15 protein-coding genes and 1 pseudogene are annotated in these 14,427 nt (G+C 69.0%); 15 read left to right on the top strand and 1 reads right to left on the bottom strand.

The features are described from left to right. The 14 genes and pseudogenes from AWB92_RS31260 to AWB92_RS29170 all read left to right on the top strand — a co-directional run. Positions 1-525: pseudogene (locus AWB92_RS31260) on the top strand (hypothetical protein); the annotation flags it as partial. Between the two features lie 36 nt (positions 526-561). Next, positions 562-1,728: a CoA transferase gene (locus AWB92_RS29230; RefSeq protein WP_085191940.1), complete on the top strand. Its 1,167-nt coding sequence runs from the start codon at positions 562-564 to the stop codon at positions 1,726-1,728. 42 nt (positions 1,729-1,770) lie between these two features. Continuing rightward, positions 1,771-2,322 (top strand): hypothetical protein, encoded by a 552-nt coding sequence (locus AWB92_RS29225; RefSeq protein ID WP_085191938.1) that lies wholly within the window; start codon positions 1,771-1,773, stop codon positions 2,320-2,322. After that, positions 2,322-3,026: an NIPSNAP family protein gene (locus tag AWB92_RS29220; protein WP_085191936.1), complete on the top strand. Its 705-nt coding sequence runs from the start codon at positions 2,322-2,324 to the stop codon at positions 3,024-3,026. Before AWB92_RS29225 ends, AWB92_RS29220 begins: the two co-directional genes overlap by 1 nt. Beyond that, entirely contained in the window at positions 3,023-4,234 is a 1,212-nt protein-coding gene (locus tag AWB92_RS29215) for a cytochrome P450 (RefSeq protein ID WP_085191934.1), read from the top strand. Before AWB92_RS29220 ends, AWB92_RS29215 begins: the two co-directional genes overlap by 4 nt. A gap of 1 nt (position 4,235) precedes the next feature. After that, positions 4,236-5,213: a zinc-binding dehydrogenase gene (locus AWB92_RS29210; RefSeq protein ID WP_085191932.1), complete on the top strand. Its 978-nt coding sequence runs from the start codon at positions 4,236-4,238 to the stop codon at positions 5,211-5,213. Further along, positions 5,210-5,947 (top strand): aldolase/citrate lyase family protein, encoded by a 738-nt coding sequence (locus AWB92_RS29205; RefSeq protein ID WP_085191930.1) that lies wholly within the window; start codon positions 5,210-5,212, stop codon positions 5,945-5,947. Before AWB92_RS29210 ends, AWB92_RS29205 begins: the two co-directional genes overlap by 4 nt. Further along, positions 5,944-6,336, top strand: coding sequence for a nuclear transport factor 2 family protein (locus AWB92_RS29200; protein ID WP_085191928.1), 393 nt, complete (start codon positions 5,944-5,946; stop codon positions 6,334-6,336). Before AWB92_RS29205 ends, AWB92_RS29200 begins: the two co-directional genes overlap by 4 nt. After that, on the top strand, positions 6,333-7,061 hold the full coding sequence (locus AWB92_RS29195; RefSeq protein WP_085191926.1) for an SDR family oxidoreductase: 729 nt from the start codon (positions 6,333-6,335) through the stop codon (positions 7,059-7,061). Before AWB92_RS29200 ends, AWB92_RS29195 begins: the two co-directional genes overlap by 4 nt. Next, the gene (locus tag AWB92_RS29190) at positions 7,043-8,524 is read left to right on the top strand and encodes an NAD(P)/FAD-dependent oxidoreductase (RefSeq protein ID WP_085191924.1); all 1,482 of its coding nucleotides are present in this window, start codon (positions 7,043-7,045) and stop codon (positions 8,522-8,524) included. The genes AWB92_RS29195 and AWB92_RS29190 overlap by 19 nt, the downstream gene beginning before the upstream one ends. Next, positions 8,521-9,465, top strand: coding sequence for an alpha/beta hydrolase (locus tag AWB92_RS29185; RefSeq protein WP_085191922.1), 945 nt, complete (start codon positions 8,521-8,523; stop codon positions 9,463-9,465). The genes AWB92_RS29190 and AWB92_RS29185 overlap by 4 nt, the downstream gene beginning before the upstream one ends. Before the next feature lie 19 nt (positions 9,466-9,484). Next, the gene (locus tag AWB92_RS29180; RefSeq protein ID WP_085191920.1) at positions 9,485-10,792 is read left to right on the top strand and encodes a hydroxyacid-oxoacid transhydrogenase; all 1,308 of its coding nucleotides are present in this window, start codon (positions 9,485-9,487) and stop codon (positions 10,790-10,792) included. Positions 10,793-10,795: 3 nt separating this feature from the next. Next, positions 10,796-11,251 (top strand): thioesterase family protein, encoded by a 456-nt coding sequence (locus AWB92_RS29175; RefSeq protein ID WP_085191918.1) that lies wholly within the window; start codon positions 10,796-10,798, stop codon positions 11,249-11,251. 29 nt (positions 11,252-11,280) lie between these two features. Then, positions 11,281-11,721 (top strand): SRPBCC family protein, encoded by a 441-nt coding sequence (locus AWB92_RS29170; protein ID WP_085191916.1) that lies wholly within the window; start codon positions 11,281-11,283, stop codon positions 11,719-11,721. Between the two features lie 151 nt (positions 11,722-11,872). Here the strand turns inward: AWB92_RS29170 and AWB92_RS29165 are convergent, their stop codons facing one another. Further along, the gene (locus tag AWB92_RS29165) at positions 11,873-12,553 is read right to left on the bottom strand and encodes a GntR family transcriptional regulator (RefSeq protein ID WP_193791436.1); all 681 of its coding nucleotides are present in this window, start codon (positions 12,551-12,553) and stop codon (positions 11,873-11,875) included. A 171-nt stretch (positions 12,554-12,724) separates the two neighbouring features. Between AWB92_RS29165 and fadD5 the strand changes: the two genes are divergently transcribed. After that, positions 12,725-14,371 (top strand): fatty-acid--CoA ligase FadD5, encoded by a 1,647-nt coding sequence (fadD5, locus tag AWB92_RS29160; RefSeq protein ID WP_085191912.1) that lies wholly within the window; start codon positions 12,725-12,727, stop codon positions 14,369-14,371. Positions 14,372-14,427 lie beyond the last annotated feature (56 nt).

Raw genomic sequence — 14,427 nt, 5'->3', positions numbered from 1 at the left:
GTGGCGTTGCGGGACGGCGGCTTGAACGCCTTTACCGGCGGAACCGGCGGAGTCGGTGGGGCCGCCGGGTTGTGGGGTGCCGGCGGGAGCGGCGGGCAGGGCGGCAACAGCGGACCCAACAGTGCGACAGTGTCCACCGGCCAGACCACCTCGTTCGTCCTGAACGGCGGCAATGGCGGCGATGGCGGGCGCGGCGGGTGGATACACGGTCTGGGCGGAGCCGGTGGACAAGGTGGGACGGGCAGCAGAAGTGCACCAAACGTGACCCTTGACGTCGGTACGGGCTTCACGATCCTCAACAACACCCCCGGAGGCGCTACCGTCGCCTACCTCCCCGCTCCCGGCGGCAACATCTTTTCCATTAGTCCCGCGAGTTCGACCCTGGCTACTGGTGGCACGGGCCAAGTGACGATCACGCTCACGGCCGGCCACACCAGCGGCACCATCCAGTTCATATCCGTACCCTCTGGTCTTGCCGGGGCCGCGGGGCGCGCCGGTCTCCCCGGCCCTAACGGGTTCCTGTAACGCTCAAACCGGTTCGACGCGATTAGGGTGCCAGTCATGGCCGGACCGGTAGAGGGCATCAAAGTCGTCGAACTCGGGGTCTGGGTGGCCGGACCGGCCGCCGGCGGGATCCTGGCCGACTGGGGCGCCGACGTCATCAAGATCGAGCCACCGACGGGCGACCCGGGGCGCCTGTTCGGCCGGATGCTGGGTTGCGATCTCGGCGTCAACCCGCCGTTCGAGATGGACAACCGATCCAAGCGCAGCATCGTCTTGGACCTCAACACCGAGGCGGGCCGCGACATCGCGTTCGAATTGCTTTCCGGCGCAGACGTTTTCCTGACCAACGTGCGCCCCGGCGCGTTGCAGCGCCTCGGGCTCGACTTCGAATCGGTGTCGGCCCGCAACCCGCGCCTGGTCTACGGCCTGATCACGGGGTACGGCGAGACGGGGCCCGACGCCGACCGCGCCGCCTACGACGTCGCCGCGTTCTGGTCCCGCGCCGGTCTGGCCCACCTGCTCACCCGGCCCGGGGATACGCCCCCGTTCCAGCGCGGCGGCATGGGCGACCACTCGGCCGGGATGACCCTGGCCGCCGCCGTGTGCGCGGCGCTGCTCGCCCGCGAACGCACCGGCGCGGGACAACTGGTCAGCACCTCGCTGTACCGCCAGGGCGCCTACACCGTGAGCTTCGATCTCAACACCTATCTCCTGACCGGGCAGCCGATCGCCGTCGGCCAGCGCGAGTCGATGGGCAACCCGTGCATGAACAACTACGCCGCGGCCGACGGGCGCCGCTTCTGGATCGTCGGGCTGGAGGCCGAGCGCCACTGGCCCCCGCTGTGCCGCGCCATCGGCCGTCCCGAATGGTGCGACGACCCCCGCTTCGCCGACGCCCGGTCCCGCGCCGCCAACGCGGTCCAGCTCATCGCCCAGCTGGACAAGATCTTCGCGACCCGCCCGCTCGACGAGTGGGCGCAGACCTTCGCCGGCGAACCCGAACTCTTCTGGGCGCCGATCAACGCGCTCGAGGACGTCATTGCCGACGAGCAGTTCCACGCCGCGGGCGGCCTGGTGGACGTCCCGGACGGGGAGGCCGGCACCACGATGGTCGCCACGCCGGCGGACTTCCACGGCACGCCGTGGGCGCCGCGCTCCGTGGCGCCCGAATTGGGCCAGCACACCGACGAGATTCTCGCCGAACTCAAGGCGCGACGGGTCTAGGCACCTTTACAAATTTCCGTCGAAGTGTCACGCTGTCCGGTGATGGTTACGCCAACGTTCGACACCATCCGCAGCCGCCGGGTCAGCGCCGCACGAGCGACCCGCGGGGACGCGGAGTGCCTGGGATATCGGCTGGACGTCGTGGCGGCCAGCGCCTCCGACGTCGTGCAATCGGCCGGGGGTTGGCTCTACGACCGGGTGATGGCCGGCTGGCAGGTGACCGCGCTGCTGCCGCACGGGGGCGACGCCCGCTCGCTGCGGATCCTCGGCGTGCAGGCATTCGACGGCGAGGCGCGGCCGGACCTGGCCGCGTCGAAAAGCCAGAGCCTCGCGGTCAGCGCCGAGGCGTTCGCCGCCGACCCGCTCGTGCGGGAAAAGGTGCTCGAGTCGCTGGGCGACCGGTTGACCGAGGTCGCGCTGTGGGGCGACGGGTGGCCGCTGGGCGTCGACCGCGCGATGACCCGGACCCAACACGTGCTCAGCGCGGCCGCCCGTAGGTTCAAGGGCCACGCGCTTGCGGCGGCGGGATTGCCCTGCGAGTCAGTCGATGCCACCGAGACGCTGCTGTGCGACATGGCCACCCGGCTCGACTGATGAAGAAGTACTACGGCCACACACTGCTCTACCTGCACGAGACGATCTCACTGGGATCAGGCCGCAGCGATGCCTTCACCGAAATGTTCACCGGCACTTACCAGCCGATGATGGACGAGCTCGGCGCCCGGCTGTTCGCCATCTGGGAGACCACCCCGTACAACGGCCACTGGCCACAGGTGACGATCATCTGGGAGATCGACGGATTCGCCGACTACGCCCGGATCGGCACCGCCCAGGCGCGCGGCGGCAGCCATGAGGTCGCCGCCGGCAAATGGTCGGAGTTCCTGGCCGGCATCGGCGCCTCCGGCGAGGGGCGCATCATGTACCCGGGACCCAGCAACAAAACGCTCGCGCAGCTGCGTGACGCGAATTTCGTTGCGCCGCTGGTGATTCAGGAGATCATGCAGACCAAACCGGGGCGTCAGGACGACTACATCCGCGAGCTGGAGCGGCTCTACGTCCCCTGGTCGGAGCGCACCGGCAAGCGATGGCTGGGTTCGTTCACCACCACCTTCCGCTACAACGAGGTCATCCACTACTGGGCGCTGGACGGCGGCTGGGAATGCTTCGCCAACCACTACCCGTCCTGGAAGGACAGCCCACCCGCCGAGATCGTCACCTGGATGAGCGTGGCGCCGGCCCTGCGCGACGGCTGGGAGGACTCGATCCTGCAGGCCCTACCCCCCTCGCCGCTGCAGTGAGCTTTTCGTACGATCCGTTCGACGCGGAAGTCATGGCAAACCCGTTGCCGTACTACCGGATCCTGCGCGACGAGCACCCGGTGTACTACATGCCGCAGTGGGACACCTACGCGCTGTCCCGATTCGAGGACATCTGGCAGGTGCTCGAAGTCAACGACGGGACCTTCGTCGCGACGGAAGGCACACTGCCCCCGGCGTCGGTGCTCGCTCAGCACAACGACGGCCCGCTCGACGACCCGCCGCTGCACCCGCTGCCGTTTCACGCGGTCTTCGACACCGATTTGTACGCCGAGATCCGTCGCGCGCACTCACAGCCGTTGCGACCGCGGTCGGTCGCCGGGCTGGAGGCCCGAATCCGCACGCTGGCCAACGATCGCCTCGACGAGCTGCTGCCACGGGGCTCGTTCGACCTGACCCAGGAGTACGGCGGCATCGTCGCCGCGTCGATGGTGTGCGGATTGCTGGGCCTGCCAGACGATCTCGCACCCCAGGTGTTGGCCGCGGTCAACGCCGGCAGCTTGGCCGAGCCCGGCGAGGGCGTCGACACCGCGCAAGCCCGGCCCAACTACCTCGAGTACCTCACCCCGGTGGTCGAGGGCCGCCGCGCCGACTCCTCCGGCGATGCGCTACCGGTGGTCGACGGCCTGCTGGGCTACCGATTGCCCGACGGCAGCGCCCTGTCCGACGTTGAGGTCGCCACCCAGATGCTCTGCATCTTCATCGGTGGGACCGAGACGGTGCCCAAGATCGTCGCCCACGGGCTGTGGGAGCTCAGCCGGCGGCCCGAGCAGATGGCCGCGGTCTGCGCCGACCCCGCCACCAATGTGCCGATCGCCCGCGAGGAGATGATCCGTTACTGTGCGCCGGCGCAGTGGTTCGCCCGAACGGCGCGCAAGCCGTACACAATTCACGACCAGACGATCGAGCCCGGCCAGCGCATCATCACGCTGCTCGCGTCGGCGAGCCGCGACGAGCGCGAGTACGAGAACCCCGACGAATTCGTCTGGAACCGGCCCATCCGCCGCTCGCTGGCGTTCGGCCGCGGCCAGCACTTCTGCATCGGCTACCATCTGGCCCGGCTGGAAATCGATGTGCTGCTGACCGAATTGCTACGCCGGGTGCCCGACTTCGCGATCCGCGGCGACGCCGCTACCCGGCTGCCGTCCAGCTTCCAGTGGGGATGGAACAAGATCCCGGTGGAGGTCTGACGTGTGGTCCTACCGGATCGTCGCCCCCTACCAGTTCGAGCGGACGACGATTCCCGACAAGACGCCCGAGCAGCTGGCCGACGGCCAAGTGCTGCTGCGGTTTTCGGCCGCCGGGGTCTGCGGCAGCGACCTGCCGGCCTTCCGCGGAAACAGGGGCCGGCTTCCGGGTGACGACGGGCGCAGCGCCGCCGAAAAGGATGGCTTCCCGATCCACGAGGTGGCCGGCGAGGTGATCGCCAGCCGTCACCCGGACCACCGTCCGGGCGACCGGGTGGTGGGCTGGGCATCCGGGTTCGACGGCCTGATGGAACGCGTGATCAGCGACGGCAGCATGCTGGCGCCGTACGACCCGGCGCTCAGCCCGGCGGAGGCGATCGGCCTGCAACCGCTGGCCTGCGTCCTGTATGCGTGCGAACAGCTGCCAGACCTGGCCGGCCGGCACGTCGCGATCATCGGCCAGGGCTCGATCGGCCTGCTGTTCTCTTACGTCGTCAAGGCGGCGGGCGCCCGCCGGGTCACCGGCGTCGACCCTGTCGATCGCACCGGCCACGCAACGGCATTCGGTGTCGACGACCCGGTGCGCGCCGCCAGCGACCGTTGGGTGAGCCAGCTGGCCCCCGCCGACCGCGCCGACGTCGTCATCGAGGCCGTCGGGCACCAGGTGGCCACCCTGGGGCACGCCATCGAAGCCACCGCCCCCGGCGGCACCGTCTTCTATTTCGGCGTGGCCGACGACGAGGCCTACCCGATCAGCATGCGCCTGATGCTGCGCAACAACCTGACGCTGAAATCCGGTGTCACCCTTGACCGGCGACGGGTCTTGGACGTCGCCGCCAAGTTCGCCGACGAGCATCCCGAACTGCTCGGCACCTACCTCACCCACACCTTCGGCGTCCAAGACGTCCGGGACGTGCAGGGCGCCTTCGACCTGGCCTGCCGGCCCGCGCCCGAACGCATCAAGATCGCGATCGCCCAATGAGCGTCTTCGACGGCGGCCGATCCCCCATCTGGGGCGGCTGGATCACCGGACCCACGCTGCTCGGCCCGGAGGAATTCGCCAGGGCCGGTTACGATTACGTCGGTTTCGACGCCCAGCACGGCTACATCGACGACGCGGACATCGCCGGCATGCTGCGGCGCCTCGAGCACGTGCCGATCGGCACGGCGGTGCGACTGCCCAACGCCGATGCGGCGCCGATTGGGCGAGTGGCCGACGCCGGCGCCGACGCCGTCGTCATCGCGATGATCGAGTCGGCGGACGAGGCGGCCGCCGCGGTGGCCGCCACCCGCTACCCGCCGGCAGGCGTCCGCAGCTTCGGCCCGCTGCGCGCCAGCCTGGGCCACGACCCGGCCACACTGGAGTCCCGGGTCGGCGTGTTCGCGATGATCGAGACCGCGGCGGCGCTGTCGGGCCTCGACGAGATCTGCGCCGTCGAAGGGCTGGCCGGGCTGTACATCGGGCCGGCCGACCTGGCCCTGTCGATGGGCGTGGACGTCGTTGGCGCGACCAAACATCCGGCGCTCCTCGACGCGATCGGCCGGATCCATCGCGCCGCCACCGAGGCGGGCCTGATCACCGGCATCCACGCGGGCGACGGCAAGACGGGCCGCGCCATGGCGGCGCTGGGCATCCGGATGATCACGCTGGCCGCCGAGTCGCAGGCCCTGCGGCGTGGCGCGGCCGAACACCTGCGCGAGGCCCGCGAACAGTGACCGAGACCGCCATACGGGAACTCATTGCCGCCTACGCGCTGGCGCTAGACGCCGGCAATGGCGATGAATGCGTGCAACTCTTCACCGCGAACGCCCAATTCCTGGTCTACGGAAAGTCTTTCGAGGGGCATGACGCGATCCGCAAAATGTTTCAGGACGCGCCGTGCGGGCTGCACCTGACCGGGGTCTCGCGAATCGACGTGGATGGCGACACTGCCACAGCCCGATCGCAGGTGCTGTTCGTCCGCGCGGGTGACCTGCACCTGCGGCCCGCCCTCTACGACGACGAGCTGGTCCGCGTGGACGGCCGCTGGCGCTTTTCGCGCCGGCGCTGCCAATTCGTCACCAGCCGCGGCCTGTCCGACAGCCCCGAGGTGCCGTCATCGTGAGTCAACGCGTCGCACTGGTGACCGGCGCCGCCGGCGGGCAGGGCTGGGCGATGGCCAAGCGGCTGCGCTCGGCCGGCCATTCGGTGGCCGCCTGCGATCGTCGCGCCGACGAACTGGCGGCCGCGGTGGACGAATTGGGTGACGACGGGGTGATCGGGATCCCGCTCGACGTCACCTCGCCGGCGCAGTGGGAGGCGGCCGTCCACACGGTGGTCGAGCGCTTCGGGTCGCTGAGCGCGCTGGTCAACAACGCCGGCGTGCTGCACCGCGCCTCGTTGGCCGACGAGACGCCCGAGGGATTCGAAAGCGCCTGGCGCGTCAACTGTTTCGGTGCCTTTCTCGGCATCCAGGCGACGCTGGCGCAGCTGCGTGCGGCGGCGAACGCCGCCATCGTCAACATCTGCAGCACCGGGGCGATCCGGCCCTTCCCGCGGCACAGCGCCTACGGCTCCGCCAAGTGGGCGCTGCGCGGCCTGACCCAAAACGCCGCGGCCGAGCTGGCCCCGTTCGGCATCCGGGTCAACGCGGTGTTCCCCGGCCCCATCGCGACCCCGATGCTCGACGACGCCACCCAGCTGCGGCTGGCCGCGTCGTCGGCGTTCGGGCGGATCGGCCAACCGGCCGAGATCGCCGACGCGGTGGCGTTTCTCGTGTCCGAGGAGGCGTCGTTCATCACCGGCGCCGAACTGGTCGTCGACGGTGGGCAATGCCTGCAGATTCGATGAGGGGCAACCTGTCGGTCGGCATCATCGGTGCCGGCCCCGGCGGCATGGCCCTGGGAATCCTGTTGGCCCAAGCCGGCTTCGGTGAGTTCACCATCTTCGACCGCGAGGACGACGTCGGCGGCACCTGGCTGATCAACACGTATCCGGGGCTGGCGTGCGACGTCAAGTCGCACCTGTACTCCTACTCGTTCGATTTGAACTCGGACTGGTCGCGGCTGTGGCCCGCGCAGCCGGAGATCCTAGAGTACTTCCAGCGGTGCGCCGACAAGTACGGCCTGCGCCCCCACCTGAGGTTGCGGACCGAAATCGTCTCGGCGCGTTGGGAAGAAGACGCGCAGCGGTGGTGCCTGACCACGGCCACCGGCGAACGGCACCACTTCGACGTCGTGGTGTCCGCCGTGGGGCTGTTCACCCGCCCCCTGTTCCCGGAGCTGGTGCAAGAGGAGCCGTTCACCGGCATTCTGATGCACTCCTCCCGATGGGATCATTCGGTCCCGCTCGAGGGCGCGCGGGTCGCCGTGCTGGGCACCGGATCGACGGCCTCGCAGCTGCTGCCCGAGCTGGCCAAGGTGGCCGACCGGGTTTACTCGGTGCAACGGTCACCCACCTGGATCCTGCCCAAGCCCGACCGGTCTTACACCGAACGCGAGCGCTGGCTTTTCGCCCACATACCGTTCGCCAAGAAGCTGTACCGCACCCGGCTGTGGCTGCGCAGCGAATCCAACATCTCGGTGATCGAGCACGGCAGCGGAAAGACCGAGGAGTTCAAGGCGATCGCGCTGGGCATGCTCGAAAAGACCGTCGCCGACGAGGAATTGCGCCGCAAGCTGACCCCCGACCATCCGATGGGCTGCAAGCGGCTGGTGTTCTCCTCGGACTACCTGCCCACCCTGACCCGACCCAATGTCGAGGTGCTGAGCAGCCCCGCGCGCTGCCTGCGCGCACGCAGCCTGGTCACCGAGGACGGCACCGAACGCGAAGTCGACGTCGTTGTGTGCGCGACCGGCTACGCCGCGGCCGATTACCTGGGCGAGCTGGACGTGTCCGGCGAGGGCGGGACGACGCTGCGCGAGGTGTGGCGTGACGGGGCCCACGCGTATTTCGGCATCGCCGTCCCCGGGTTCCCGAACTTCTTCATGCTGTACGGGCCGAACACCAACGTCGGTTCGAACAGCGTGATCTTCATGCTCGAAGCCCAGGCGCGCTACATCGTTCGGGCGCTGAAACACATGCGGCGGCGGGGCAAGACGTACGTCTCGGTGCGCCCCGCCGCGCTGGCGGCGTTCGTCGCCAAGGTCGACCGGTGGATGGTTGGCACGGTCTGGACCACCCAGTGCAGCAACTACTTCCGCGCGCCCAACGGGCGGGTGGTGACGCAGTGGCCGCGCAGCGCGCGTAGCTTCTGGGGAATGACGCGCAGATTCAGGGCCGCCGACTTCACTTTCCAGGCCCCGGCCGAATGACAGAACCCTACGGTCTGGACGGCTTCGCACGGCTGGATCCCGTCCTGCAGGCCGTCGCGACGACGCGAACCGACTTCTCGGCGGAGTCGATCGGGCTCCTGCGCGAGCCGTTCGACCAGCGCCGTCGGGAGGTCGCCGAACGCACCGACGCCCAGGGCGTCCGGATCGCCGACGACGTCGTGGCGACAGAATCCGGCGACCTGCCGGTGCGCATCTACCGTGGCGGCGAGGCGAACCCGGCACCGGCAATGATCTACTGTCACGCCGGCGGCTTCGCGCTGGGCAACCTGGACACCGATCACCGGCAGTGCGTCGAGCTGGCACGGCGCGGAGGTTGCACGGTGGTGTCCGTCGACTACCGGCTGGCGCCGGAGCACCCCTACCCGGCCGCGCTCGACGACGCGGTCGCGGTGCTGCGCTGGGTGGCGGCCACCGCGACGGAACTCGGCGTGGACCCGGCGCGCCTGGCGGTTGGGGGCAGCAGTGCCGGGGCCGCCCTGGCGGCGTGCCTGGCGCATGGCGCCGCCGACGGGTCGCTGCCCGCGGTCGTGTTCCAGCTACTGCACCAGCCGGTGCTGGACGATCGCGAAACCGCGTCCAAGGCCGAGTTCTGCACCAGCCCCGCCTTCGACAGCGAGGCCGCGGAGCTGATGTGGCGTCACTACCTCGGTCCGGCGGCCGGACCGTCGGCCGCGGTGCCCGCGCGCCGCGGCGAATTCCGTGGTCTGCCACCGGCTTTGATCACCTGCGCGGAGATCGATCCCTTCCGCGACGAAGCCGTCGACTACGCGTTGCAGCTGTTGCGCGCCGGGGTCTCCGCCGAGCTGCACGTGTTCCCGCGGGCCTGTCACGGCTTCGATTCGCTGCTGCCGGATTGGTCGGACTCCGAGCGGTTGTTCGCCCTGCAGGGCCAGGCGCTGCGGCGCGGGTGGCCCAGCTGATCGGCCTAGGATGGCACGGATGCCGTACTGCGATTACCCGATTGCTGCCGAGGACTGCGACGGCGCCTTCACCGTCGACGCGTCACGCGTGACCTTCGGGCGCGGATGCCTCGCGGAGGTGGGCGATAGGGCGCGCGCCCTCGGGCTGCGGCGGGTGGCGTTGTTCACCGACGCCGGCGTCACCGGGCTGCCCATCTTCGCTACGACGCACGACTCCCTCGTCGCGGCCGGGCTGGACGTCGTCACCTATGCCGACGTCCACGTCGAGCCCACCGACACGTCCTTTTCCGACGCGGCCCGCTTCGCGCGGGAGTGCAACCCCGACGGCTACGTGTCGCTGGGCGGCGGCTCCGTGATCGACACCTGCAAGGCCGCCAACCTCTACGCAACCCATCCCGCCGACTTCCTCACCTATGTCAATGCGCCGATCGGTGAGAGCAAGCCCATACCGGGCCCGCTCAAGCCGCACATCGCCTGCCCCACCACGGCCGGCACCGGCAGCGAGGTGACCGGCATCGCGATCTTCGACCTTGTGTCGTTGAAGGCCAAGACCGGCATCGCCTCTCACGCGCTTCGCCCCACCGAGGCCCTCGTCGACCCAGACTGCACCGCAAGCCTGCCCCCCGAGGTCGTCGCGTCGGCGGGCCTCGACGTGCTGTCCCACGCGCTGGAGTCCTACACCGCGCGGCCCTACGTGCTGCGGCGCGCCCCCGACCGGCCCAGCCTGCGGCCGATGAGCCAGGGCGCCAATCCGTGGAGCGATCTCGGTTGCCGCGAGGCGCTGCGCCTACTGGGACGGTATCTGGAGCGCGCGACGCGCGACGCCGCCGACAGCGAGGCCCGCGAGCAAATGATGTGGGCCGCAACGCTTGCCGGCATCGCGTTCGGCAACGCCGGTGTCCACGCGCCGCACGGCATGGCCTACGCGGTGGCGGGTCTGGTGCGCGACTTCCGCCCCACGGGTTACCCGCCCGACGAGCCGCTGGTGCCGCACGGCATGGCCGTCATCCTCAATGCGCCGTCGTCGTTTCGCTTCACCGCCGAGGCGAATCCCGAGCGCCACCTGGAGGGGGCATGGCTGCTCGGCGCCGAGACGCGGGGCGCCGGCGCCGAGGACGCCGGCGAGGTGCTCGCCGATGAACTCATCCGGATCATGCGCGCGGTCGGGATGCCGAACGGGCTGAGCGGCGTCGGCTATACCGAAGACGACGCGACCGCCCTGACCGAGGGCGCCTACCCCCAGCAGCGCCTGCTGCAGAACGCCCCGCGGGAGATGACGAAACCGGTTCTGGGAGACCTGTTTCGACAGGCCATGCGGTACTGGTAAACCATGGCCTCGACTCCGTCGGAGAACCTCACCAGTGCCGACTTCCCCGTGCTGTGGCCGGTGGGAACCCGGTGGGCCGACAACGACATGTTCGGCCACCTCAACAACGCGGTGTACTACCAACTGTTCGACACCGCGATCAACGCGTGGATCAATACCAGCGTCGGGATCGACCCGCTCGCCACGCCCGCGCTGGGCATCGTCGCCGAGTCGGGCTGCCGCTACTTCTCCGAGCTGCATTTCCCGGAGGGCCTCACCGTGGGCCTCGCGGTGACGCGCCTCGGCCGCAGCAGCGTCACGTACCGGCTCGGCGTGTTCCGCGGCGACGACGGCGAACCGCAACCGATCACCGCGCTGGGGCACTGGGTGCACGTCTACGTCGATCGGACCAGCCGCAAGCCGGTGCCGATCCCCGACGCCATCCGCTCGCTGCTGGCGTCAGCCAGCGTGGATCAATAGCGCGGCCGGTCGCCCGATAGGCTTGCGCGATGCCAGTTTTGAGCAAGACCGTCGAGGTCAGTGCCAACGCCGCAGCGATCATGGGCATCGTCGCCGATTTCGAGCGCTACCCGGAGTGGAACGAGGAGATCAAGGGCCTGTGGGTGCTCGCCCGCTACGACGACGGGCGGCCCAGCCAGGTGCGGCTCGACGCCGATTACCAAGGCATGCAGGCCACCTTCATCCAGGCGATCTATTACCCGGGGGAAAACCAGATCCAGACCGTCCTGCAGCAGGGCGACCTGTTCTCCAAGCAGGAGCAGCTGTTCAGCGTCGTGGAAACCGGGGCGGCTAGCCTGCTGACGGTGGACATGGACGTGGAGACGACGCTGCCGGTCCCCGCGCCGATGGTGAAATCGCTGGCCGGCAACGTGCTCGACCACCTCGCCGAGAACCTCAAGCAGCGCGCCGAGCAGCTGGGCGCCGGGTAGTCGCACGGTCGCCGAGGGTGCGCTTGCGGCTTTTCGTGTGAGCTCACGGCTTTCGGTGTGAACGCAGGGCGGGATTCCGGCCGCATTTCCGCCCAGGCAACACAAGCAAAGCCCAGACTTCACAACCAAAAGCCGCGATCGCCGCCACCGCTCAGTCGAAGCTTCCGGCCCGGTTCAGCATCACGGTCAGCCGGGCCGCCGCGTCGGTGAACTGCCAGACGGTGTGCTCGATCACGGCGTCCACGTCGCGTCGGCGCAGCGCCGCGATCAACTCCCGGTGGTGGGCGACCGTGGCCGCGCCCCATTCCGGATCCGCGGCGTACACCTCCGCCGGCATGTAGCGCGCGGCGTTCAGCAGGAACCAGGACAGCTTGATCCGGCCGCTGGCCTGGTTGAAGACGCGATGGAATGCGAACTCGATGCCCGCGATGGTGGTGGGCTCGCTGGAACCGACGGCCGCTTCGAGCGAGTTGTTGATGCGATCCAGCTCGTCGATCTCGGCGTCGGTGATGTGGTCGGTTGCCGCGGCGGCCAACTGCTGGGCAATCGTCGACTGCAGCCAGAAGATGTCCTCGATGTCCTGCCGGCTCAGCGGCAGCACGACGTGGCCGCGGTGTGGTTCCAGCTGCACCATGCCCTCGCCGCGGAGCTTCAGCAGGGCCTCGCGCACCGGCGTGACGCTGACCCCGAGCTCGGCCGCGGTCTCGTCGAGGCGGATGAATGTGCCCGGGCGCAACGTCCCGGACATGATCGCCGCGCGCAGGTGGGCTGCAACCTCGTCGGAAAGCTGCGCCCGGCGCAGTGGCCGCCGGGTCCTCGGCTTGGTCGACATCGGTGCGTTCACGCGGGCTGCCAGGGCTTTCGCGGGATGGGCGGGTCTTGGGCTGGTCTTGTCTGGTCTTGTCAGAGCGGCACTAAAGCCATAATGTGACCCACGTAACACCAAGTTTTATCAAATATCAAGCTGGCGCAAGCGGTGCCTGAGGTAAAGGGGAGACAGCAGTTGACCGCGCAATTGGCCAATCTGACCCAGGCCACCGAGCAGCCGTACCTGGCCCGGCGGCAGAACTGGGTCAACCAATTGGAGCGGCACGCGCTGATGCAACCGACCGCGACGGCGCTGCGGTTCCTCGGCAACACGGTCACCTGGCAGGGCTTGCACGACCGGGTCACGGCGCTGGCCGATGCGCTGAGTCGCCGGGGCGTCGGCTTCGGCGACCGGGTCATGATCCTCATGCTCAACCGCCCCGAATTCGTCGAGTCGGTGCTGGCCATTAACTCGCTGGGCGCCATCGCGGTCCCGCTCAACTTCCGGCTCACCTCGGCCGAGATCGTCTTCCTGGTCGAGGACTGCGAGGCCCGGGTGTTGATCACCGAATCCGTGCTCGCCCCGGTGGCCACCGGGGTGCGCGACATCCAGCCGATGCTCGACACCATCGTGGTCGCCGGCGGCTCGAGCAACGATGACACCGCCGGCGTGTTCGGCTACGAAGACCTCATCGACGAACCCGGCGACCCGCATGAGCCGGTCGATATCCCGAACGATTCGCCGGCGCTGATCATGTACACCTCGGGCACCACCGGCCGGCCCAAGGGCGCGGTGCTGACCCACGCCAACCTGACCGGCCAGACGATGACCGGCCTGTACACCATGGGCGCCGATATAAATAGCGACGTCGGTTTCGTCGGTGTCCCGTTCTTCCACATCGCGGGCGTCGGCAACATGCTGACGTCGATGTTGCTCGGTGTGCCGACCGTGATCTACCCGCTGGGGGCGTTCGAACCGGGCCAGCTGCTCGACGTGCTGGCGGCGGAGAAGGTCACCGGACTGTTCCTGGTTCCGGCGCAGTGGCAGGCGGTGTGCGCGGAGCAGCGGGCGCGCCCCCGCGATCTGCGGTTGCGGGTCATGTCATGGGGGGCCGCCCCGGCGACGGACGCGCTGCTGCGGGAGATGTCGGCGACGTTCCCCGGGACCCAGATACTGGCCGCCTTCGGCCAGACCGAGATGTCGCCCGTCACCTGCATGCTGCTCGGTGAAGACGCGATCCGGAAGCGCGGCTCGGTGGGCAAGGTGATCCCCACGGTCAGCGCGCGGGTGGTCGACGAGAACATGAACGACGTCCCCGTCGGCGAGGTCGGCGAAATCGTCTACCGCGCACCGACTTTGATGAGCGGCTACTGGAACAACCCCCAGGCCACTGCGGAGGCCTTCGCGGGTGGTTGGTTCCACTCCGGGGACCTGGTCCGGATGGACGAGGACGGCTACGTCTGGGTGGTGGATCGCAAGAAGGACATGATCATCTCCGGCGGCGAGAACATCTATTGCGCCGAGGTCGAGAACGTTCTCGCTAGCCATCCCCAGATAGTCGAAGTCGCCGTCATCGGCCAGGCCCACGAGAAGTGGGGCGAGGTCCCGATCGCGGTTGCTGCGGTCACCGGCGAGGAGCTGCGGCTGGAGGACTTGGGCGAGTTCCTGGCGGAGCGGCTCGCGCGGTACAAGCATCCGAAGGCGCTCGAGATCGTCGATGCACTGCCGCGCAATCCGGCCGGAAAGGTGCTCAAGACTGAGCTACGGGTTCGCTACGGGGCCGTCAATATTAGCGAAAGCGGTTCCGCGGCAAGGGATTTAACCATGCGAGGGGAAGGCTGATGGAAACTGTAACGTTTGCCCGTTGTTGACGAAGGGTTAATTGTGCGGATGCAGTT

The organism is Mycobacterium sp. IEC1808, assembly GCF_002101935.1.
GTDB lineage: Bacteria > Actinomycetota > Actinomycetes > Mycobacteriales > Mycobacteriaceae > Mycobacterium.
The sequence above is the reverse complement of the archived record's forward strand: the minus strand, read 5'-3'. Positions and strand labels throughout refer to the sequence as shown.

Excerpts from the sequence above, each read along its gene's own strand:
- AWB92_RS29225 (WP_085191938.1), top strand. The coding sequence starts at position 1,771 with ATGGTTACGCCAACGTTCGACACCATCCGCAGCCGCCGGGTCAGCGCC.
- AWB92_RS29165 (WP_193791436.1), bottom strand. The coding sequence starts at position 12,553 with ATGTCGACCAAGCCGAGGACCCGGCGGCCACTGCGCCGGGCGCAGCTT.
- AWB92_RS29230 (WP_085191940.1), top strand. The coding sequence starts at position 562 with ATGGCCGGACCGGTAGAGGGCATCAAAGTCGTCGAACTCGGGGTCTGG.
- AWB92_RS29220 (WP_085191936.1), top strand. The coding sequence starts at position 2,322 with ATGAAGAAGTACTACGGCCACACACTGCTCTACCTGCACGAGACGATC.
- AWB92_RS29185 (WP_085191922.1), top strand. The coding sequence starts at position 8,521 with ATGACAGAACCCTACGGTCTGGACGGCTTCGCACGGCTGGATCCCGTC.
- AWB92_RS29205 (WP_085191930.1), top strand. The coding sequence starts at position 5,210 with ATGAGCGTCTTCGACGGCGGCCGATCCCCCATCTGGGGCGGCTGGATC.
- AWB92_RS29170 (WP_085191916.1), top strand. The coding sequence starts at position 11,281 with ATGCCAGTTTTGAGCAAGACCGTCGAGGTCAGTGCCAACGCCGCAGCG.
- AWB92_RS29190 (WP_085191924.1), top strand. The coding sequence starts at position 7,043 with ATGCCTGCAGATTCGATGAGGGGCAACCTGTCGGTCGGCATCATCGGT.
- AWB92_RS29175 (WP_085191918.1), top strand. The coding sequence starts at position 10,796 with ATGGCCTCGACTCCGTCGGAGAACCTCACCAGTGCCGACTTCCCCGTG.
- AWB92_RS29180 (WP_085191920.1), top strand. The coding sequence starts at position 9,485 with ATGCCGTACTGCGATTACCCGATTGCTGCCGAGGACTGCGACGGCGCC.